A 20864-nucleotide genomic window follows, 5' to 3' on the forward strand; every position below is an offset into this window, starting at 1 on the left:
CGTCGGTCGTGGCGCGAACCGGATGAGAGGATGTCGCGGTGCGAGCTGTCGTGTACGACGCCATCGGTGTGATGCCCGAGGTCCGGGACATCCCGGTTCCGAGCGCGCCGGACGGCGGGGTCGTGGTGCGCGTCCACGCGACCGGCCTCTGCCGCAGCGACTGGCACGCCTGGGCGGGGCACGACGAGGTCGCCCTGCCGCACGTGCCCGGGCATGAGCTCGCCGGAGTGGTCGCCGAGGTCGGCGCAGGCGTCGAGAAGTGGGCGGTCGGCGACCGCGTGACCGTACCGTTCGTGTGCGGGTGCGGGCGCTGCGAGTGGTGTCTGAACGGCGAGGCACAGGTGTGCCCGGATCAGCAGCAGCCCGGTTTCACACACCGGGGTTCGTTCGCCGAGTACGTCGCCCTGCACGCGGCCGACATGAACCTCGTCGCGATCCCCGAGTCCGTCAGCTTCGAGGCGGCCGCGAGCCTCGGCTGCCGCTTCGCCACGGCATACCGCGGACTCGTCGGTCGTGCGCGTCTCGCGCACGGCGAGTGGGTCGCGGTCGTCGGGGCCGGCGGCGTCGGACTGAGCGCGGTGATGATCGCGAAGGCGCTCGGGGCGCGCGTGGTCGCGGTCGACCGGAACCCGGCTGCGCTCGACGTGGCTCGGTCGCTCGGCGCCGATCGCGTGCTCGTGGCCGATGGCCGGGACATCCCCGCCGCCGTCCACGAGCTCACGGGAGGTGGCGTGCATGTGTCGGTCGACGCGGTCGGCAGCGAGCAGACCTGTGCCGACGGCATCCACAGCCTCCGCCGCCGCGGCCGGCACGTGCAGATCGGGCTGTTGCCTCCGGTCGAAGGGCATCCGCGCGTGCCGATGGCGCGCGTGATCGCGTGGGAGCTCGACGTCCTCGGCAGCCACGGCATGGCCGCGGCCGACTACCCCGGCATGCTCGCGCTGATCGAGAGCGGTGCCCTCGACCCCGAGCGCCTCATCGAGCGCGTCATCGACCTCGACGAGGCGGCCGGGATGCTGCCCGGCTTCGACCAGGCCACGCCCGCCGGCATGACGATGATCGACCCGCACCGCGTGTGAGGCACGCCGCACGCTCGGGTGGGGTGCGCGGCAAGCTCGGGTGGGGTGCGCCGCAAGGCCGGCGTGATCGCCCACCGGTGGAACGGGCGTGCGCACGCAGGTCTCCAGCACGTGAGGGTCGATGCCGAACCCGGCTCAGGCGCTGCGCCGGAAGATCGGTTCCTGCGCAGGCGAGGCGGGCGGGGTACGCCATCCTGTTCGACCGGGCGGTGGATCCCAGAGCCACCGCAACGGAGACTTGGAGCGCAGCCGGATCGGCTTGTCATCGACGTTCGGCGGCGGATGAAGCATGAAGGCGCTGCCGCCATCGCCGCTGATCCGCCACCCGCGGTTGTGGAGGTGAAGATGGTGGAATCGACAGTGCAGGACGCCGACACTGCAATCCGTACGGCCACCGTCCGACCACCGTTCGCAATGATGCGCCTCGCAGTATGCGGGTGGGCGATCGCAGCCTGGCCAGAGACATCCACCATCTCTGATCCCCAGCGCCAGTCGTTGCTTCGCCGTGAAGAGGCGACTCTCACGGCCGGCATCAAGCGGATTGCCTGACGTGTCGATCGTGACCTCGACAGTGCCCGTCGCACAGATCGCGCGCTCCAGAGCCGACCCCGGAAGCGTGACGGTGCCGTCGTCGGAGTGCGCCGTCGTCACGAGACGGCCGAACACATCTCGCCGCACGAGCTCGCCGGTTACGGCATCCGTCATCGTGACCAGCCGCACACCCGCCTCTTTCGTGCCGTACACGTCGACGGCGTCGGCGAGCGCGCCCGCGCGAAGGACGTCCACGAGCAGGTCATAGGCGAGCTGCTCGTTGGTGCGTGGATCGCGCACGAGGTCTTCCGCCGCCGCTCTCTCATCCTCGGCGACGAACCGTGGGCCGCCACGTCGAGGGGCGAGTCCCGCATCGAGCAGGCCGCGAACCCAGGCACCCATCTCGTCGTCGAAGGTGATGATCGCCCGCGGCAGCCCGTCTGCGCCGGTGGTCCATCGAAGCCCACGCTGGCTGAATCGCGCGGCGAACCTCTCTTCGGCTCCCGCCGGGTCGAGCATGTCTTTCAGCGCGCGGGCGCGAGCCGAGAGGTCTTCGACAGTGCACGTCTCGGCGTCTGCGACCAGCTCCCCCGCCGCCGCGCGCCACGCCGCGATCACGGCATCCGGTTCGCGCCCATCGATGACCGGCGGCTCGCCGAGTCCGCTGCGGATGGCGTGATGCTGGGCCGTCGTGATCAGGCCTGCCAGCACGGCTTCGCGCAGCGGCTCATGCCAGAGGGGCGAAATCACGGGCGTTTCCTTGCCCCCGGTCGCATCCGTGTCCAGCGCAGAGTCGACGCCATCGTCACTCCCGAGGCCGTCGAGTAGCGCTTCGCCGACCTTCACCGCCCGCGTCGCCTCGCCGCGCGTCGCACCGGTCAGGTCGCGCAGGAGTTCGACGGCATTGCGGTGCCCGGTCTGCTGCGTGAAGCCGGTGTGGCCGCGGTCGCGAGCAGAGCGCGCCGATGCGACCCCTGCGACCACAGCCTGCAATGCGGCGATCTGCTTCGCGAGTCCGCTCGTCTCGGCGAGCAGCTCGCGCACAGATCCATCGCTCAGCCGCGACGCAGACGCGGGAAGCTCACCCGCCTCGACATCCAATTCCCCTAACACGCGAAGCCGGTCGACAGCTTCGCACATATGTTCGATGAATGTCATGACTTCAGTATGGCGACCACGTCCGACATCGCGCACGGCACTCCGTGGGGTCTGCAGGTGGCGCCGTGGTGGCGCTCAGCAACGGAGAACTCACCGCCCCGCCGACCTGCGCACAAGCAGCGCGAGGTGGAGCGCCGTCTGGGTCTCGCCGTCGTCGAGGTCGACGCGCAGCAGCTCCTCGATGAGCGCGATCCGCTGGTAGAACACCGATCGGGAGAGATGGGATGCCGCCGCCGCCGCCGTGCGGTTGCCGGGGTGGGCGAGCATGGCCTCGAGCACGTCGAGCAGGTCGCCGGAACGGGAGAGATCGTGCGCGATGAGCGGCGCCAGCATGCGCTCCCCGTGCTCGAGCACGCGATGGTCGTCGCGCAGCGCCGTCACGAGCTGGACGAGCGGGCGGTTCTCCGCGCGACGCAGCTGCGGCCCGCGACCGGGGCGGCGCCGACGGCCCCCGGCGAGGTCGACGGCCTCGTGCACCGACGCGAGCGCCGCGTCGATGCCCTCGGACGCGCGCCCGACCGACACCGTCACGCGCTCGGCGTCCGCGGGTTCGACGAGCGACCGCGCGAAGGCGAGGACGGCGTCGTCGTCGAACACTGCGTCCACCGGCAGGGACAGGAGGACGGTCGCGGCGGGCGCGACGACCCCCGACGGAGCCGAGCCGGCGAGGGCTCGGCCGCGCAGGGCGCGAGCCGCGGCATCCGCCCGCTCCGCCGCGACGGGGGCCCCCGAGATGACGAGACCGTACAGCTTCGCCCCGCGCAGCGGCAGGCCGGCGGCCTCGAGTCGCGCCGCGGCCCCTCCGACTCCCGCGAACCGACCGGCGAGGAGACCGTCCACGAGGCGGCGGCGCCCGATACGGGCCCATTCGTCCGCGTCGCCGTCGGCGAGCCGACCGACCGCGAGGGCGATCGCGCCCTGCTCGAGCACGGCAGTGCGCCCGGCGGGATGCTCGGGCCCGGGCAGCGCGATGAGATTCCCCCAGCGGATGCCGCGGGCCTCGACCGGCACGATGAGCCAGTCCTCGGCGCCGGCGGCCACGCCGCGCTCGCGACGCTGCTCCGAGCGCCGGTGGGCCGAGCGCGACCGCAGCTCCCACTCCGTGAAGAGCTCCTCTTCCATCGCGAGGGGGACCTCGGCGGCCACGACCTCGTACCCGAGGTTCTCCAGGACGATGGGAGCGCCGAGCGTCTGCGCCAGCTGGTGGACGATGAAGTCCGCGGGGGAGCCTCGCAGCACGAGCGCCGTGAACCGCTCGCGCACCTCGTCGCGGGCGCGGAGCGCATCCGTCTGCCCCGTGATGATGCGGGCATGCACGGCCTCGGTGATCGTGATGAACTTCAGCTCGCGGTGGAGGATGATCAGCGGCAGCCCCCGCTCCCGCGCCGCCTCGACCACCGCCGGCGGCACGTCGCGGTAGTGGGTGCCGAGCTCGAGGATCAGGCCGGAGAGCCCGGCGTCGTCCAGCTCGCCGATGAATCGCCGCAGATCGGCCGCGTCCTCGGGCCACGACGCACCGGTGGAGAGCAGCAGCTCGCCGCCGTCGAGGAGCCGTGCCACACCGGCGTTGTCGGACACGTGGAGCCACCGCACGCGGCGCTCGAGCGCCTGGTCGCCCACGAGCACCTCCGGCACCCCCTGGACGACGGCGTCGAGGGCGATGACCTCGCGGATCGTCGGAAGGGTCTCGAGCGCCGATCCCGCGACCAGACGGTCCGTATGGATGGAGCGATCCTCGCGACGGTCGGGCACCGTTGCACCACACTTCTGCTCGACGGATGGGTGATTCCACAGCCTAGAGCAGAACCGGTCGATCTGTCCGGGAAGACCCCTGCGGCAGCATCCCGGTGCGCGTTCGACCCCTCGCGGACGCGGGCGCAATCCGCTTCATAGCCCGGTTCCGAATATTTGGCAACCCCGTGCATCCAAAGCATCCGATGCGCGGGAATGAATCATCAAGGGTTGAGGTTATTCCTGTACTCGGCGCCTTCCGGCGCTGCAGGAGGGGACAGTGGGCAAGAACTACGTCGACATCGAGAACGACCAGGGCGAGACGCTGCGCTATCGCAAGCACGCCAATGGCCGTGGCCTGATCGCGCATGGAGCCAAGGTGCACCCGAGCGCCGTCGTCGAAGCGGGGGCGTACATCGAACCGGGAGTGCAGATCGCCGCGGGCGCGCATGTCGGCCGTGGCGTCTGGGTGGAATCCGACGCGGTGATCGGGCCCGACGCGGAGATCGCGCCGCACGCCCACATCGGTCCACGGGCGGCGATCGGGCCGCGCGCGAAGATCGGCGTGCGCACGCACGTCGGACACGACGCACGCGTGGCCGGCGGATCGCTGATCGGCGACGACGAGACGATCGGCGACGGCGAGCGCGTCGCCACCGACAAGCGGGGGCTCCGCCTCGCCGCCTGAGCGCCGGGCGCCCGCTCACCTCGAGACGGCGCACGTCGCCGCCAGGCTCTAGGCTCGCCGGGTGGTCACGCGCGTCCTCGTCGGCATCCTGCTCGTCGTCCTCGCGGGCACCGCCCTGTGGTGGTTCATAGGCCGCGGCGACGCGCCCGAGGCCGCCCCGACGGCAGGGGCCACGACGGCCGCGATGCCGGTGATCCCGCCCGACGCCTTCGAGATGACCGTCGAGAGCGTGCACGACGGCGACACGCTGCGCGCCCACGTCACGACCCCCAATGAGGTCGTCGGCGATCCCGGCTCGACGCGCATCCGCCTGCTGGGCGTCGACACGCCCGAGATCTCGCCCGAACTCGAGTGCTGGGGTGCGCAGGCGACGGCGACGCTGACCTCGCTCGCCCCGGCGGGATCGACCATCTGGGTCACCACCGACGTCGAGCCGCAGGATCAGTACGGCAGGACCCTGCTCTATGTCTGGACCCCTGACGGCCGCTTCGTGAACGGCGAGCTCGTCGCCGGCGGTGATGCGCGCGTGGAGGTCTACTCGCCCAATCGCACCCACGAGGAGCTGCTGCGCTCGCTCGAGTCCACCGCGGTCGCCGCGTCGGCCGGCCGCTGGGGCGCGTGCGACTGAGCCATCTGCGGCGCGTCAGGCGAAGAGGAACAGCACGAAGCCGATGAGCGGCAGCGTCCCCTGGATGAGCGCCGCGCGCAGGTACTTCATGCCGGTCGTCAGCAGCACGAGGGCGGCCGCCACCATCGAGCCCAGGCTGAAGAGCACGAGCGCGAGGCCGGCCGCGCGCAGCGGGGCGGAATCCGCACCGGCGTAGACCAGCACCAGACCGATGACGACGCCGACGGCGAGGAACAGGTTGTAGAAGCCCTGGTTGTACGCCATCGGCTTCGTGGTGTCCGCGGCCGCCTGGTCGGCCACCCCGAACCGCCGCCAGATCCGCGGCTGCGTCCACTGCACGCTCTCCATCACGAAGATGTACACGTGCAGCAGCGCGGCCAGCGCTGCGAAGACCGTCGCCAGGATCGCCACCATGAGCGAACGATAGCGCCCCGGCTACGCTGAACGGTATGGCGAAAGGCGGGGCACGCGCGGGTGGGCGGGGACGGGGCACGCCGCCGAAGCGCGGCAACACCGCCGGCCGTGCGCAGAAGCCCGGGCCCACCCGGTCCCGGCGGCCGCAGCCGTCGCCCGCTCCTTCCCCCGTACCGCCCGGCGATCCGGCGCCGCCGGTGTTCACGCTCGGCGCGATCGCCGGGGCGACGCCCGGCAAGTGGATCGACACGTGGAACGAGCGGATGCCGCGCACCGCGCTGGAGCTGGTGCCGCTGGCCACCGACGACGAGCGGCGGGCCCTGCTGGACGGCGATGTCGACGCGGCGCTGGTGAGACTCCCGATCGACAAGGACGGGCTGCACGTCATCCCGCTGTACGACGAGGTGCCGGTCGTCGTCTGCGCCGCGGACTCGCACCTCACCGCGGCGGACGAGCTGGACACCGCCGACCTCGTGGGCGAGGTGCTCATCGTGCCCGGGGACGACGTGCTCGGCATCCGGATCCCCGGCACCCTCTCGCCGGCCTTCGACCCTCCCGCCGAGACCGCCGATGCGATCGCCACCGTCGCGGCCGGGGTGGGGATCGTGGTCGTCCCCATGTCGCTGGCTCGCCTGCACCGGCGCAAGGACGCGGACTACCGGCCGCTCATCGACGGCCCCTCGTCGACGGTCGCGCTGGCGTGGGTGGCCGAGCGGAGCACGGCCGCCGTGGAGACCTTCGTCGGGATCGTGCGAGGTCGCACCGCCAACTCGTCGCGCGACTGACTCCGCAGGGCGAGGAGAGGGGTGCCGCCCCAGTTCCCACGCGGCACCCCTCGCGGACCGGCGCCGAGACGCGCAGCCCGATCTGCGTTCCCCAATGCCTCGCGTCGCACCCGACCCCCCGTCGGCATGCCGAGCCTGTCCGATGATGAGGAGTGCGCGGCATCCGTCCTGATACACGCGCGGTGGATCGGGTCAGAAGCCGGCGCCGTGAACCTGGAACGGGGCGACGATGCCGGTGCGCTCTGACGCCTCGGCGAGCGCGACCGAGGGCGCGGTGCCCGCTGCGAGCCCCTCGTGGACGGCGCCCAGCAGCTCGCACGCGTTGTCGTCCGCGACGACCACCGGAGCGGCGATCACGCTGCGCGTCCCGGCGTGCAGCCAGATGCGGGTCATCCCGAGCGCCTCCTCACCCCACCGGACCGACGAGCGTCCGACCTCGCACGCCGAGAGGACGACGGTGTCGGGCACACGCGGGATGAGATCGATGTCGTATCCGAAGAGCGCGCCGTCGGCCAGCTCGAGACCCGAGAACATCGGGTTGTCGGCGGCGTGCCTGCCGTGCGCGGCGACGTGCAGGACGTCCACGCGCGAGGCCAGGGCAGTGACGTCCGCGACCGTGGCGCCGACGCCCGTCCGCACCTCAGCCTGCCGCCAGGCCGCCGAACCGGCCGTCACCTCCTCCTCGCCGCGGGCGACCCGCGGTCCCGCCGCGAAGCCGGCCGACCCAGGAGGCGTCCACTCGCGTGAGCGCTCGCGGAGCCAGGCCGAGACCGAGGAGGCGATCGAGATCGGCTGCCGCCGCAGCGCCGGCAGCATCATCCAGGGCACTCCCGAAAGCACGCCGGGCGCAGTGATGAGGACGCGCTCTGCGCGCCTGAGCAGCCCGTCGACCGGTGTGCAGAGCACCTGCGACAGCGTCTCGAGACGCGCGTCCAGGCCGCGGCGGACCACCGCGGCCATCGGCCCGACGACGGTCGCCGACATGTCGAGGTCTGCGCGCAGGCCGCCCAGCGCCGAGCGCGCCGCCGCCCAGTCCAATCCGACGAGCTCGCTGCCCTGCTTCGACACCACGAGCGCCGCCAGCTGGTTGCCGTCGAACACATATGAGACGAGCACCTCGCCGTCGCCGAGCTCGCCGACGGCGTCGTCGAGCGACGCGCGTCCGGTCTGCTCGCCGGCGGCGGTCTGAGACCACTGGCGCTGGCGGGCGCGGTCGCTCAGCAGCGAGGCACGAGGGTCCGACAGCCAGTCGCCGTCGGGGTGGGCGGTGCGCAGCACCCGCAGCTCGGCGAGGTCGGCGGCCAGCTGCGGGTCGGGCGGGGGCCGCAGCGGCAGCACGAAGCCCGTCAGTGCCCGTGCGCGCTCCGACCACTCGAAGACGGCGGCATGGCTGCCCGACCGCAGCGCCGACGAGAGGCCCGTGGTCGCCAGCCCGATGCCGCGCATGGCGGCCGACACCTGCAGGTCGAGGCTGCCGAAGGACTGCCGGTTGCGGTCGAGGAGGTCGAGCCCCGCCGCGGCGTGCCGGCGGGTGTCGCCCTCCCGGCCGCGGTCGGCGGCGCGCGCCGCGCGCAGCTCGTGCGCCAGCAGGCCCACCTCCAGGGGCGTGCGCGGGCCGACGCGGGTGCCCGGATCCGACGCCGCCCCCCGGCGGTTCGCGCGCAGGCGGGCCAGCGCATCGGTCAGCCGGAGCGCCTCGGCCTCGGAGCGGAATCCCTGCGCCTCGAGCTTCTCGGCGACGGCGGCGACCTTCGCGCGCGAGGGCAGCCGGCGGGCCACCCGCACCGGCATCCCGCTGCGGTCCAGGCGGCCGACGGCCAGGCGCGCGCGGAGCCCGATCGCGTCGGCCCGCACCGCCCAGCCCGGACTGCCGATGGCGGCGAAACGGCGGGCGGAGGCCGTCGCGACCGTCGCGGCGCGCTCGGGATCATGGCTGAGCAGCGACCGCGCGAGGTGATAGTCGGCGGTCGCCCTGTCGCGCGGTGCGCGGTGCCGGCCGAACGCCGCCGACACGGCCGAGAGGCTCCGCTCGGCCTCCGTCACGAGGCCCGCCTCGCGGAGCACCTCGGCACGGTCGAGCTCATTCACCGCCGCCCACATCGTGGAGGCGTCGTCCAGCGGCTCGCGAACGGACTGCATCGTCTGCAGCGCCGCCACGAGATCACCCGCGAGCATCAGGGTGTAGCCGCGGTTGTGCACCGCGAGGTTCGCCTCGGTGGTCATCCCCGCCTCGCGGTACGCCTGCTCGGCCGCGGCGAGGTCGGCCAGCGCCGTGTCGAGCTGACCGCGCTGCATGTCGACGAGGCTCCGGTTGATCCTCATGTTGGCCTGGCGCACCGGCTCGTCCCGAAGCCCCCGGATGCTCTTGTCGAGCCACGCCGCCGCGTCGTCGAGCAGACCGCGCTCGAGGGCGAGGGCGCCGAGCTGCCCGTGGAGCTGCGCGATCGTCACGGCGTCCAGGCCGTCCTGACCGAGCGCGTCCAGGCAGAGCCGCTCGCCTGCGTCGACGTCGCCGGTGCGCGCGAGCACATACGCGGTGGTGCCCGCGATGCGGGCCGTCAGATTCCGGTCGCCGTCGCGCTCGGCGGCGGCGCTCGCCTCGGCGAGCACGCGCTTCGCGTCGGTGTAGCGACCCCGATTGGCCAGCTCGACCCCGCGGGCATACGACGCCCCCGCGTCGAGACCAGTCCCCATGGAGCAATCATGGCGCGAAGAGGGCCCGCGGAGCGACGACGGATGCCGCGCTCCGCCGCTACCCGGAGGGGAGCCGCGATCGGTCCAGCGCCGTGATCGCCTCGACCGCCTCGTCCACGGGGTGCTTCCTGCGTCCGGCGACGGCGGCGCCCATCAGCTGCGGGGCGAGCTTCGCCGCCACCGTTCCCGCGACGTACGGCGCGGCGAACGAGGTGCCGCTCCACACGGCGAACCCCCCCTCGTCGCCGTTGTCGAAGTCGTCCGGATCGAGGCTCTGGCGACGGCGCTGCCCGCGGTCGTTGCGCGAGCCTGCCTGGAGGCCGCCCTCGAAGGACGGGAAGACGCTCAGCACCGACGTCCCCGGGGCGTAGAGGTTCACCCAGTCCCCGATGTTGCTGAACAGCGCGACCGAGGTGCGCTGCGGGTTGAGCGCACCGACGGCGAAGTGCCGCGCGGCGTCGCCGTCCGGATCGTCGAAGCTGAGGAGCGGGTCTCCCCAGTTGTACAGCGCCGCCGGGAAGGTGGGACGCTCGGTCGCGTCGTTCCCGGCCGAGCAGACGATCACGCAGCCGCGGGCTCGGAGGCTGCGCAGCGCCTCGTACATGCGCAGGCTGAACCGTCCGTCCTCGGGGGTCTCGTGGTAGTAGCCGAGCGAGAGGTTCAGCACGTCCACAACGTGCGGCTCCGCCTCCGTCCCCGCGTCGATCCAGTCCGCCAGCTGCTCGAGCGCCGTGATCAGCTCGCTCTCGAGGACGCTGCCGTTGCTGTCGGCGACCCGGATAGCGATGAGGTCGGCGTCGGGACAGACCTGGCGCAGCACGCCCGCGACGAACGTCCCGTGCCCGGCGGCATCGTCGAGGAACCCGTCGAGCGGGCCGGCGAGGTCGCCGAAGCGCTCGGGGTCGGTCGCCGGGTCGTTCACGCCGATGATGCCGGAGCCGTCCGCGGCGTCGATCGTGCGCACGACGGACCGGCCGTCGGGCGCGGTGAACCAGGGGTGCTCGCCGCAGCCGGTGTCGGCGAAGGCGATGACGGGTCGCCGGCCGCCGTCCGCGAGCGTGTGCCGGTCGGTCGGCGGAGCGCCGATGAAGGTGACGAGTTCCAGTCCGCCCGATCCGGGGTAGGCGTAGCCGTCGGTGCCGCTCGGGTTGGTGCGCCCGTGCGGATTCGTCCGCCCGTGCGGATTCGTGCGGCCGTGGGGGTTGGTGCGGCCGTGGGGATTCATGTCGATCGGGTCGACGCCGAGCACGTGGTCGAGGCTGACCTGAGCGAGCACGGGATCGTCGACCGCGCGGGCACGCCGGGTCTTCACCTCCGGCTCGGCCGCGGCCTCGGCGCGGTGGGGCGGGTCGTTGGCGATCGCCGCCTCGAGCGACACGCTGCGCGTCGCGGCCGCACGGGCCGCGGAGTCGACCTCCTCCGCGGCCGCCTCCCGCCGCGCGAGGGTGCGGGGGGAGACGCCGAGGCGCTCGGCGATGAGCACATCGCGGCGCGCCTGCTGCAGCAGACGCCAGGCGTCCACGGGCGGCACGGGCTCGTCGTCGCGGTTCTCCCGCGGCGCCTGGACGATCCGCGCACGCGAGAGCGCCGCGGTGTCCTTCCCGCTCGGGAGCGGCTCCACCTCGACGTCCCAGCCGAGCTTGGCCGCGGCCCCCTTCAGGGCCTCCTCGGCGGCGGCGGGGTCTCCCGAGATCACCAGGTGCCCCGGCACGTACATCGTGTCGTACGCCTGAAGGCCGGGGACCGGCTCGCGGCGGGGGTCGAGGACCACGCCCTTCGGTTCCCCCGCGACCTCTCGCTCCCGCCAGGTGCGCCGCTGCGCGCTCTCGCCCTTCGCCATGTCTTCTCCCTCATCACATGCGGAATCCGCGGCCCCCAGGCCGCGGCATCCGTCTCTCGGAACTGCGTGTCAGACTTCGAACTGCGGGGTCTGGAAGTCGTGCATCGCCCCATCGGCGTCGCGGACCACCAGGCGAAGCCGCGCCACCCCTGGCGTGACCTCCTCGAAGGCGAACCGACCGTGCTCGCCGGGTTCGGCCGACCATTCGCGGTCGTCCTGGACGAGCCGGATGGCCAGCGCCGTGGCATCCACCCATCCGTCCACGCGCCGGCCGCCGCCCTCGGTGGCCGTCACGTGCAGCAGCACGCTCGTCGTGCCGTCGCTGAACTGCAGCGTCGCGGTATCGGTCTCTCCGCGCACCGCCGCGAGCGTCCCCTCCACGAGGGTCAGCAGCGCGTACTCGCGCGAGAGGTCCTCGACGGCCACCGCGGCGACCATGCGGTCGACCAGGTCGGCGGGAACCGGATCGACGTCCTCCCACATCCGGCGCATGCGTGCGAACAGTGCGGCATCGGCCGCGAAGTCCTCAGTTTCCATCGTCGTCCCCTCTCCATCCGTCGCCCTCGAGAACGGCGCGCAGCTTCGCGAGACAGCGCTGACGGGTCGGTCCGATCGATCCGATGGGCATCGCCAGGTCTTCGGCGATGCGGGCGTAGTCGGGGCGGTCCTCGAACGCGACGATCCGCAGCAGGCGCTGGCATCGGTCGTTGAGCGTGCCGACAGCGGTCCAGAGGCGACGCGTCTCGTCGTCCTGCGCTGCCGTCTGCTCGGCGGATTCGTGGACAGGAAGGTGCGGTTCGAGCGACTCGGCCTCGGTCGCATCGGCGCGCCGATGCTGCTTGCCGACCCGCCACGCCTCACGGCGTGCGCACATCGTGAGCCACCCCGACACCGCGAGCGGGTCGAGGATGGTCTCGTGACGGCGAACGAGCGTCAGCCACGTCGTCTGCACGACGTCCTGAGCGAGCGCGTGGTCGAGACCGTACGCCCGGACGACGTGCCACAGCGGCGGCGTCATCAGGCGGACGAGCTCATCCATCGCACGGCTGTCGCCCTCGCGCCACCGCACGAACAGTGCGGCGGCTCGCTCCCATCGCGCCGGCTCCACGGAGTCGACGGATGGCTCGGCGCCCGTATGCGTCATAGCGCCCATTCTGTCCACACCATGCCCGAGCACGGAAGTGTCGGTCTGATACACGCGACGACCTGACCGATTCCGCAGATTTCGGCCGTCTCGCCCGCCGTGCGGGCGGAGACCTAGACTGCGTGCATGACCACCCGGCCGCTGCTCTATGTCTGCGTGCGCCCGCAGCTGAACGCGGCGGCAGCCGAATACGAGTCCTTCCGCGCCGCGATGCGCGTGGACGCGGACGCCCTGGCCCGCCACGATCTGGTGCGCGATCCGCTGCCCGCCGGCGTGTTCGACCAGTACGCCGGCTTCCTGATCGGCGGGAGCCCCTTCAACGTCGCCGACCCCGAGTCGACCAAGACCGACGCCCAGCGGCGGCTCGAGGCCGAACTCGAGCGCATCGCCGAGCACGCGGCCTCGGGCATGGGTCCGGCGGCGCTGTTCACCTGCTACGGGATCGGCGTCGCGACCCGTACGCTGGGCGGACGGGTGAGCCGCGCCTTCCCCGAGGACACCGGCCCCGTCGCGATCGAGCTCACCGACGCCGCCTTGGCCGACCCGGTGTTCGGCGGCCTCGCGGACCGCTTCACCGCGCTCACCGCGCACAAGGAGGGCACCGAGGAGCTGCCGCACGGAGCGGTGCTGCTCGCGTCGAACGAGGAATGCCCCGTCCAGGCGTACCGCGTCGGCGACCGGCTCTACGCCACCCAGTTCCACCCGGAGCCCACGACGAAGGCCTTCACCGAGCGCATGGCGGTCTACCGGGACGACGGCTACTTCGAGTCGGCGCACTTCGACACGATCGCCGCGCGCGTGCTCGCGGCGTCCGTGACCGAGCCGGCACGGCTGCTGCATGCCTTCGCCGCCCGGTTCGCGAGCGCCTGACTCACGCCGACGCGTTGCGGACGGACGCCGCTTCGCGCAGGATCGTGCCGATCACGGCCGCCGCGAGGACCACGAAGGCGACGATGAGCGCGGTGATGCCGATGGCCGTGCTCGGCGGTTCGCCGGACAGTCGTCCGACGGCGAGCCATGACAGTCCCCAGGCGATCGCCAGCGCCGGGCCGAGCCGCCAGCCGCCGGCGGCCTCGATGCCGAGGCCGATCACCGCGACGGCGATCAGCACGACGACGCCCCAGAGATCGGCGGATGCCTCCCACTCGGGTGGGCCGATGACCGTGAGCCACGCCGTGATGTTGGCCACCGTCGCGAGGGTCACCCAGCCGAGGTGGAGACCCGTGACACCGTCGACGAGCAGCCGGTCGAGCCAGCCGTCGGCCGGGTCGATGACCGTCCGGTGGAAGGTCACCCCGAGGAGGGCCAGCAGCACGATGATGACGAGCACGGTGAGCGCCAGCGAGCCGAACTGCGCCGCGACGAGCCACAGCCCGTTCACCACCATCGTGCCGGCGATGAGCCACCTGAGCGTGCGCTGCCGGTCGCTGCGGCGCTGGGCCGGCAGCGCCTGCCAGATCGTGTAGGCGAAGAGCCCGAGGTAGATCACGGACCAGATCGCGAACGCCGGCCCCGCGGGGGCGAGATACGAGCCGTCCTCGTCCAGCGCGCCGTCCTGCAGGTTCTCCACGGATGTCCCACCGAAGACGCCGGAGCCGACCATCGCGGCGACGATCATGAAGCAGAACGCGCTGATGACGACGATCTGCCGGAGGAGGTCGCGTCGCGCCATGGTCTCACCGTAGGCGCGCGCGAGAGGCCCGGCCACCTCTTGACCCGACCCAGGCCCGTTGGTAAGCGCTTGGCGGGCGCTCTACGCGCCGGTGGGCGGATCGAGCAGCAGTGCGACCCGCTCGGACAGGTATGCCTCGAGCGGCATGAGTCCGCCTGAGGTGCTCCAGCGGATGCTGGGAACGCCGTCGTCGGAGATGAGCGGACCGGATGCCTCTCCCCTGTCGACGGCGTCGGGCCGCAGCATCCGCCATCCGATGTGGACGGTCTCGCCCTCCCGAAAACCGCCGCGGCGTGCCGCCGCCGCGAGCTCGGCGCGGTGACGCTGGGACTCGGCGGTGTACCCGCGCCGAGCCTCCGCACGGGCGCGGACGACGTCGCCCGTCGCGCACACGGCGTCGTCGGCGAGCAGCAGCACCCCCAGGTGCCACGCGGTTCCCCGCGGCTCGATTCGCGGCGGTCGCGAGACGCCGAGGATCCGCCGGGGCACGACGAGCTCGCCGAGGGCCTCGCGCGGGGCTCCGGCCAGCTGTGCGCGGGCACGGTCCAACAGCTCGGCGGTGGTCATGCCATGTCGTCCTGGAGCACGTCGCCGGCGACGCGGTCCCCCCGCAGCGCCATCGCCACGACGGGGAAGAGCAGCACCGACAGCATGCCGGTGGCGATGAGGGCCGCCTGGTGCCCCGTCGACAGGACGCCCTCTTCGACGCCGATCGCGGTGACGGCGACGATGATCGGGAGGCCTGTCGCCCCCAGGAGCGCGATCGAGAGCCGATCGCGCGGCGTCGAGCCCTCGGGCGCCGCGAGCGTCGACGGAAGACCGCGGATCACCAGCAGAGCTGCAAGACCGACCGGAAGCAGCAGGAACAGCGAGGGCTCGTCGAGCAGCGCCTGGAGGTCGAACGTCACTCCCGTGTAGACGAAGAAGATCGGCACCATGAACCCGAACGCGACGCCCTCGATCTTGCTCTCCACGGCCGCGGCGTCCTCCTCTCCGGCGTCGCGCATGAGGAGGCGCCAGATGATCCCGGCGGTGAAGGCGCCGAGGAGGAAGTCCAGGTCGAACACGATGCTCAGCGACACGAGCGCCGCGAGGATCAGCAGCACGACCCGGATGGCGAACTGGCCCGACGTGTGCAGGGTCGACGCGACGAAGGCGTGCATCGCCCCATGCGGGATGCGGAACGCCAGCCAGATCGCGCCGGCGGCGATGAGCGCGAAGGCGATCAGGACGAAGGTGGACAGGCCGGGGTTGCGGCTTCCCAGGAAGATCGAGATCGCGATCAGCGGCCCGAACTCCCCCACGGCGCCGAGCGCTCCGACGGTCCGGCCGAACGGGGTGTGCAGCTCGCCGGCGTCGCGCAGGATCGGCAGCAGCGTCCCGAGCGCCGTCGAGCAGAGCGCGATGCCGATCACGATCGCCGCTTCGCCCGGTGCGATGAGCCACCCCAGGCCGATGCCGAGCACCAGGCTCACGATCCACCCGAGGCCGGCCCGGCGCCCCAGCCGGCCGCGGAACGACCCGAACGCGATCTCGGTGCCGGCGACGAAGAACAGCATCGCCAGGCCGAAGTCGGCGAGCGTCTCCACGAACGGGTTCTCGCTCGCCCAGCCCAGCACCGAGGGGCCGATGACGATCCCGAGCACGAGCTCGAACACCACGATCGACACCCGCAGCCATCGGCCGACCAGCCGCGCGAGAACCGGAGCCAGCACCGCCACCGCCGGGATGAGGATGAGCGTGGGTTCCAGATGCACGGGTTCAGGGTAGCGGCAGGCCTCCGGCGCGCACCCGGCCTTCGCGCGGAGCGACCGAGCGGCTACAGCGAGACGGGCCGGTCCCGGGCGTCGCGGGGCCGCGCGGGAGCGGCATCCGTCGACGGATCCGGCGCGGCGACGGCGGCGATCTCGCGCACCGCGACGGGTGCGGCAGCGCCTGCGCCGCCGCCCTTGATCTCACGGTGCAGGCGCTCCATGCGCTCGTCGAGCTCGGCCGCGCTGTCGGCGGCGTCCTTGAGGCTCGCGAGCAGCTCATCGGGCACGCGCGTGGCGTACTTGTAGTAGATCTTGTGCTCGAGGCTGGCCCAGAAGTCCATCGCGATGGTGCGGAACTGCACCTCGACGGGCACCTCGATGCGTCCGGTCGAGAGGAACACCGGCACCTCGAGGATCACGTGCAGGCTCTTGTAGCCGTTGGGCTTCGGTGCGGCGATGTAGTCCTTCACCTGGATGACGCGCACATCGTCCTGCGCGGTGAGCAGGTCGAACAGCCGGTAGACGTCGGCGACGAAGCTGCACGTGATGCGGATGCCGGCGATGTCGGTGATGCTGCGGCGGATGGAGGCGAAGTCCCCGTCGATGCCCTTGCGCTGCACCTTCTCGACGAGGCTGTCGGGGGACTTCACCCGGCTCGAGACGTGCTCGATCGGGTTGTAGTCGTGCGTCAGCAGGAACTCCTCGCGGAGGATCCCGATCTTGGTCTCGACCTCCTGCAGCCCGAAGCGGTACTCCATCATGAACCGCTGCAGCTCGTCGCGGAGCTCACGCAGCTCGCTCGGCGAGACCGTGATCTCACCCTCGTCGGTCGCCGTCACGGACACCACGGGTGCGGGAGTCGCCATGGGTCTCACGGTAGGACGGCGGCCTACGAGTGTGCTGTGAGTGGCGGCGGGACGACCTTCAGAGGTTGTCGAGCGCCTGCTGCGCGCGCTCGGACTCCTTCGCGGCGGCGCGCGCCTTCGCGACGGCATCGGCCCGCTCGCGCTCGATCGCGTCGAGCTTGCCGACGGCGGCATCCTCATCGGCCTCGAGCGCGGCCAGATCCCTGCGGAGATCGTCTATGCGCTCCCGCACGTGATCGACCCGCTCCTGGGCCTTGGCCTGGCGCGTCTCGACCCGGGCGAGCTCGCGCTCCGCCTCGCCGGCCAAGCGCTCGGCCTCCCGCGCGGCCTTCTCTGCCGCGCGGCGCGCTCGCCGCTCGGCAAGGTCGTCACGCGGCGGCGGCGCGACGACTCCCGGCACCGAACCGCCGACCGCGTCGGCCAGCGCGCTCGGGTCGATGTCGCCCGCCTCCAGCGCCTTGACGAGGCGCCCGGTGAGCACGGCGGCGGCGGCGGCGGCATCCATCACCGCCGCGTTGATCGTCTTCTCGGCCTCCTCGCGGGCCGCGGGACTGAGCGCGACGCCGGCGTCGGCGGCGAGGCCGACTGCCTGCTTCGCCAGGGCGGCGACCAGCTGGCGCCGCTGCTTGCCCAGCCGCGACAGCTCGGCCGCGTCGAGGTCGTCCTGTGCCTCGCGGAGCGCGGCCGAGAGCTCGAGTGCCTCCGAGAGCTGCCCTTCGCGCGCGAGCAGATTCACGCTCCACGCCGGCACGGTGGGCTTGCGCAGCGCTTTCAGCTGCTTGGCGAGGCCCGGCGCGGCACGTCCCGCACGGGCGTTGCGGGCGGCCGTGAACTGCGCGGGTGGCAGCGCGTACAGCTCGGCCGCGATCGCATCGAGGTCGTCGGCATCCTTCGCCATCCCCTCATTGTGGCCGCTCCCCGCGATCCGACCCGCGCCCTGCCGGGCGCGGGTCGGAAAGTTCTGCGGCGTCGGGTCAGACGATCTCGTAGAACCGCCACAGCCCGAACTCGGGCACGAGCACGCGGATGTCGCTCCAGCCGGCGGATCGCGCGTAGCCGCGGAGGGTGTCCGGGCGCATGACGGTCCCGGTGCCGGCGCTCGGCTGGTGAGAGAGGCCGTCGGGGAGGCACACGAAGATGCTGAAGCCGTACAGCAGACGCTCGAGCTCGCTCGCCTGCGGCGCGAAGCGCTCCTCGGTGGCCTCGTCCATGATGACGACGATGCCGTCGTCGCGGACCGCCTCGCGCGCCGCGGCGAGGACGGCGACCGGATGCGGCATGTCGTGCAGGCACTCGAAGGCGAAGACGGCGTCGAACGGCCCCTGCGAAGCGGCCAGCGCCGCGTCGGAGAGCAGGAACTCGACCCGGTCGCCGACGCCGGCCTCCGCGGCGTTGCGCCGCGCGGCCTCGACCGACGCCTCGTCGATGTCGAAGCCGACGACGCGAAGCTGCGGGTAGGCCTGCGCCAGCGCGATCGAGGACCATCCGCCACCCGACCCGAAGTCGGCGATCCGGGCCCCGGGGCGCCGCAGCACGTCGTCGATGCGCTCGATGCCCGCGAAGAGCGAAGGGAGCTGCTCGAACCACGGGCGGTTCATATCGGCCTGCGCCTCACGCGCGTGCCGGCCGAGCTGCTCCCAGCTGACGCCCCCGCCCGTGCGATAGGCATCGAGCAGGGCGTCCACCTGCCCCGACACGGCCGCCGCCATGCGGGCGAGCGGCTCGAGGTACGACAGGCTGCCGCGGTCGAGCAGGACCTCCTCCACGCCGGGCGCGAGCAGGAAGCGGCGGCCGGCGTGCTCCGCGGCGTCCTCCGCGTGCAGGATGCCGCTCGCGGCCTGCTGCTCGAGCCACTCGCGGGCGTACCGGGCGTCGGTGCGCGTGCGTGCGGCGAGCTGCGCCGCCGTGAGTCCGCCCGGCTGCGACAGGGCGGCATACCAGCCGAGCTGCGAGCCCAGGTGCACCGCCATGAGGTCGAACCAGCCGAGCGTGGCGCCCATGAGCCGGTCCGCGAACGCGGCCGTCGCCTCCGGATCGGTCCGGGTGATCGTCGTCGTGGACATCGTGGTCTCCTTCGTCGAGGTCCATCGGGTGTGTCTGGGGACGACGCTACGGACGCCACCCGGGCGGCCGCCTCGGGCGAACGGCGCAACTTCGCCCACGCGCCTGCACCATTCCATGCAGACCGCCGCGCCGGCCGTGCCGCGGGCGCCCGCCGCCCGGCCCGCGCGGGGAGCATCGGCCTACCGCCCGCGCGGCCCGCCCTGCTCGTGCCACCAGGCCACCGCGGCGGTGCGCGAGCCGACGTCGAGCTTCACGTACACGTTCGCCAGGTGCCGGCTCACGGTCTTCTCGCTGATGAAGAGCTCCGCGGCGATCTGCCGGTTGGACTTGCCCTGTGCCACGAGCTCCACGATCTGCCGCTCCCGGGCGGTCAGCGGGCCGTCGGACGCGGGCGCCGTCCCCGACCGCACCACGACCGGCGGAGCGCCGAGCCGCTCGAAGATCGCGCCGGCCTGGTCGCGCAGCTGTGCGGCCAGGGCGTCGTCGCCGCGCCGCTCGTGCGCGGACGCGAGCCAGCACAGCACGTTGGCCTGCTCCCAGGGCTGCCGCAGGCGCCGGAAGATCTCCAGCGCGGAGTGCAGGCGGCTGATCGCACCGTCGGCGTCGCCGGCGTGGATCAGCGCCATCCCACGGGCGTGCGCGGCCCACGCCCGGAAGCCGTCGCTGCCGAACTCGCGCGCGTCGTCCTCGAGCTCGTCGAGCAGCCGATGCGCCTGCTCCGGCGTGCCGCCCGCGAGCGCGATCTCGACGCCGGGGCGCAGCAGCCGTGCACGGCCCAGGCGATCGCGCTGAGCGAGCGAGGTCGAGATCATCGCCGCCGCCCGCTCGAGGTCGCCCTCCGCGAGCACGAGCAGCGCCTCGCCCGGAACCGGGTCGACACCGGCCGCGCGCGCCCGGTCGTACGCGTGCCGAGCACCCGCGGTATCGCCGCGCAGCCGGCGGACCTCGCCGACCTGGTACCACCCCTCGCCGGCGACCCAGGGATGGTCGGATGCGAGGTCTGCGCACGCCCGCTGCAGCGCCGCCTCCGCGGCATCCCACTCCCCGCTCGCCGACTGCAGCTCGAGGCGGTGCACGCGGCACACCCCGGCGTAGACGACATCGGTGCCGTGCGACGCGCACCATGCTTCGGCGGCGCGCGTCCAGTCGGCCATCCGCCGGAAGTCGGCCAGCTCGTGGCAGACGTGGATGGTCGTGCACAGCACATCGCCCGCCCACTCCGCCTCGAGCTCGCCCGACACCACGCTGAGCATCGCCTCGTCGAGCTCGGCGAAGCCCTCCGCGGTGCGGCCGGCGCGGATGGCGTGCATCCCCGACACGACGGCGCTGAGCGCCGACACCGCGGGGATGCGCAGCGACGACGCCAGCTGCCGCATCCGCGACACGCTCTCGGCGGGCCACAGCGCACCGGTGGCGTCGAGGTCCATGCTCGCCGTCAGGTAGACGTCGTACGCGTGCGCCCGGGCGTCCGGGAGGTCCGCGAGGATCCGGTGCGCGCGGCGCGCCCACGCCGTGCCGACCGTCATCTCGGCACGCGTCAGCCGTACGAGCGCGATGACGAGCGCGGCTTCCGCGGCGGCCATCGCATCGCCGTCCGCCGCGAGGATGCGGTAGGCCTCGTCGAGGATGTCCAGGCACGACTCCTGCCGCCCGAGCCACCACTCGCACGCCGCGAGCGCGCGCAGATCGGGGCCGGTGGCCGCCGCCCCATCGCGCGCGGTGGCGAAGCCGTCCCGCGCCGTCTCCCAGTCACCGGACCGATATGCCGTCCGCGCTCGCTCGAGCACGGCGGAGGTGTCCGCCATGGCGGAATGGT

19 protein-coding genes are annotated in these 20864 nt (G+C 72.7%); 5 read left to right on the forward strand and 14 right to left on the reverse strand.

Annotated features, from left to right (window positions below; all coding sequences use genetic code 11):
- Nucleotides 1-38: 38 nt before the first annotated feature.
- Complete coding sequence (locus ACZBH1_RS04200) at nt 39-1079, forward strand: zinc-dependent alcohol dehydrogenase family protein (protein ID WP_463645600.1); 1041 nt, start codon at nt 39-41, stop codon at nt 1077-1079.
- A 135-nt stretch (nt 1080-1214) separates the two neighbouring features.
- On the opposite strand, the gene ACZBH1_RS04205 is transcribed toward ACZBH1_RS04200, so the two are convergent.
- Nucleotides 1215-2768 carry an HNH endonuclease signature motif containing protein gene (locus tag ACZBH1_RS04205; protein WP_463645601.1) on the reverse strand — a complete coding sequence of 518 codons (1554 nt, stop codon included), beginning with the start codon at nt 2766-2768 and terminating at the stop codon, nt 1215-1217.
- A 90-nt stretch (nt 2769-2858) separates the two neighbouring features.
- The gene (locus tag ACZBH1_RS04210) at nt 2859-4520 is read right to left on the reverse strand and encodes a PucR family transcriptional regulator (RefSeq protein ID WP_463645602.1); all 1662 of its coding nucleotides are present in this window, start codon (nt 4518-4520) and stop codon (nt 2859-2861) included.
- A gap of 259 nt (nt 4521-4779) precedes the next feature.
- Between ACZBH1_RS04210 and ACZBH1_RS04215 the strand changes: the two genes are divergently transcribed.
- Complete coding sequence (locus ACZBH1_RS04215) at nt 4780-5187, forward strand: transferase (protein WP_463645603.1); 408 nt, start codon at nt 4780-4782, stop codon at nt 5185-5187.
- Between the two features lie 61 nt (nt 5188-5248).
- Nucleotides 5249-5815 (forward strand): thermonuclease family protein, encoded by a 567-nt coding sequence (locus ACZBH1_RS04220; RefSeq protein WP_463645604.1) that lies wholly within the window; start codon nt 5249-5251, stop codon nt 5813-5815.
- 15 nt (nt 5816-5830) lie between these two features.
- On the opposite strand, the gene ACZBH1_RS04225 is transcribed toward ACZBH1_RS04220, so the two are convergent.
- A complete protein-coding gene (locus ACZBH1_RS04225; RefSeq protein ID WP_463645605.1) occupies nt 5831-6229 on the reverse strand; it encodes a DUF1304 domain-containing protein in 399 nt (132 codons plus the stop codon).
- Between the two features lie 197 nt (nt 6230-6426).
- Here ACZBH1_RS04225 and ACZBH1_RS04230 point away from each other — a divergent pair, with 197 nt between their 5' ends.
- Nucleotides 6427-7014, forward strand: a complete 588-nt coding sequence (locus tag ACZBH1_RS04230) for a LysR substrate-binding domain-containing protein (RefSeq protein ID WP_463645606.1) — start codon at nt 6427-6429, stop codon at nt 7012-7014.
- Nucleotides 7015-7206: 192 nt separating this feature from the next.
- Here ACZBH1_RS04230 and ACZBH1_RS04235 read toward each other — a convergent pair whose 3' ends face one another.
- The 4 genes from ACZBH1_RS04235 to ACZBH1_RS04250 form a co-directional block, all read right to left on the reverse strand.
- Nucleotides 7207-9708 carry a CHAT domain-containing protein gene (locus ACZBH1_RS04235; RefSeq protein WP_463645607.1) on the reverse strand — a complete coding sequence of 834 codons (2502 nt, stop codon included), beginning with the start codon at nt 9706-9708 and terminating at the stop codon, nt 7207-7209.
- A 58-nt stretch (nt 9709-9766) separates the two neighbouring features.
- On the reverse strand, nt 9767-11548 hold the full coding sequence (locus tag ACZBH1_RS04240) for a S8 family peptidase (RefSeq protein WP_463645608.1): 1782 nt from the start codon (nt 11546-11548) through the stop codon (nt 9767-9769).
- A gap of 69 nt (nt 11549-11617) precedes the next feature.
- A complete protein-coding gene (locus ACZBH1_RS04245; protein WP_336393622.1) occupies nt 11618-12085 on the reverse strand; it encodes a hypothetical protein in 468 nt (155 codons plus the stop codon).
- A complete protein-coding gene (locus tag ACZBH1_RS04250) occupies nt 12075-12692 on the reverse strand; it encodes an RNA polymerase sigma factor (protein WP_336393623.1) in 618 nt (205 codons plus the stop codon). Before ACZBH1_RS04250 ends, ACZBH1_RS04245 begins: the two co-directional genes overlap by 11 nt.
- A 126-nt stretch (nt 12693-12818) precedes the next feature.
- Between ACZBH1_RS04250 and ACZBH1_RS04255 the strand changes: the two genes are divergently transcribed.
- On the forward strand, nt 12819-13562 hold the full coding sequence (locus ACZBH1_RS04255; protein WP_463645609.1) for a glutamine amidotransferase-related protein: 744 nt from the start codon (nt 12819-12821) through the stop codon (nt 13560-13562).
- 1 nt (nt 13563) lies between these two features.
- Here ACZBH1_RS04255 and ACZBH1_RS04260 read toward each other — a convergent pair whose 3' ends face one another.
- The 7 genes from ACZBH1_RS04260 to ACZBH1_RS04290 all read right to left on the reverse strand — a co-directional run bounded on the left by ACZBH1_RS04260 (nt 13564) and on the right by ACZBH1_RS04290 (nt 20853).
- Nucleotides 13564-14364, reverse strand: a complete 801-nt coding sequence (locus tag ACZBH1_RS04260) for a TspO-related membrane protein (RefSeq protein ID WP_463645610.1) — start codon at nt 14362-14364, stop codon at nt 13564-13566.
- Nucleotides 14365-14445: 81 nt separating this feature from the next.
- Nucleotides 14446-14931: a glutaminase gene (locus tag ACZBH1_RS04265; protein WP_463645611.1), complete on the reverse strand. Its 486-nt coding sequence runs from the start codon at nt 14929-14931 to the stop codon at nt 14446-14448.
- A complete protein-coding gene (locus ACZBH1_RS04270) occupies nt 14928-16121 on the reverse strand; it encodes a cation:proton antiporter (RefSeq protein WP_452324015.1) in 1194 nt (397 codons plus the stop codon). The genes ACZBH1_RS04265 and ACZBH1_RS04270 overlap by 4 nt, the downstream gene beginning before the upstream one ends.
- Before the next feature lie 62 nt (nt 16122-16183).
- The gene (locus ACZBH1_RS04275; RefSeq protein ID WP_463645612.1) at nt 16184-16984 is read right to left on the reverse strand and encodes a GTP pyrophosphokinase; all 801 of its coding nucleotides are present in this window, start codon (nt 16982-16984) and stop codon (nt 16184-16186) included.
- A 58-nt stretch (nt 16985-17042) separates the two neighbouring features.
- Nucleotides 17043-17882 carry a transposase gene (locus ACZBH1_RS04280; RefSeq protein WP_463645613.1) on the reverse strand — a complete coding sequence of 280 codons (840 nt, stop codon included), beginning with the start codon at nt 17880-17882 and terminating at the stop codon, nt 17043-17045.
- 76 nt (nt 17883-17958) lie between these two features.
- Nucleotides 17959-19047, reverse strand: coding sequence for a class I SAM-dependent methyltransferase (locus tag ACZBH1_RS04285; RefSeq protein WP_463645614.1), 1089 nt, complete (start codon nt 19045-19047; stop codon nt 17959-17961).
- A gap of 180 nt (nt 19048-19227) precedes the next feature.
- Nucleotides 19228-20853, reverse strand: coding sequence for a LuxR C-terminal-related transcriptional regulator (locus tag ACZBH1_RS04290; protein WP_463645615.1), 1626 nt, complete (start codon nt 20851-20853; stop codon nt 19228-19230).
- Nucleotides 20854-20864 lie beyond the last annotated feature (11 nt).

It is taken from the genome of Microbacterium sp. ZXT2-5 (genome assembly GCF_055329545.1).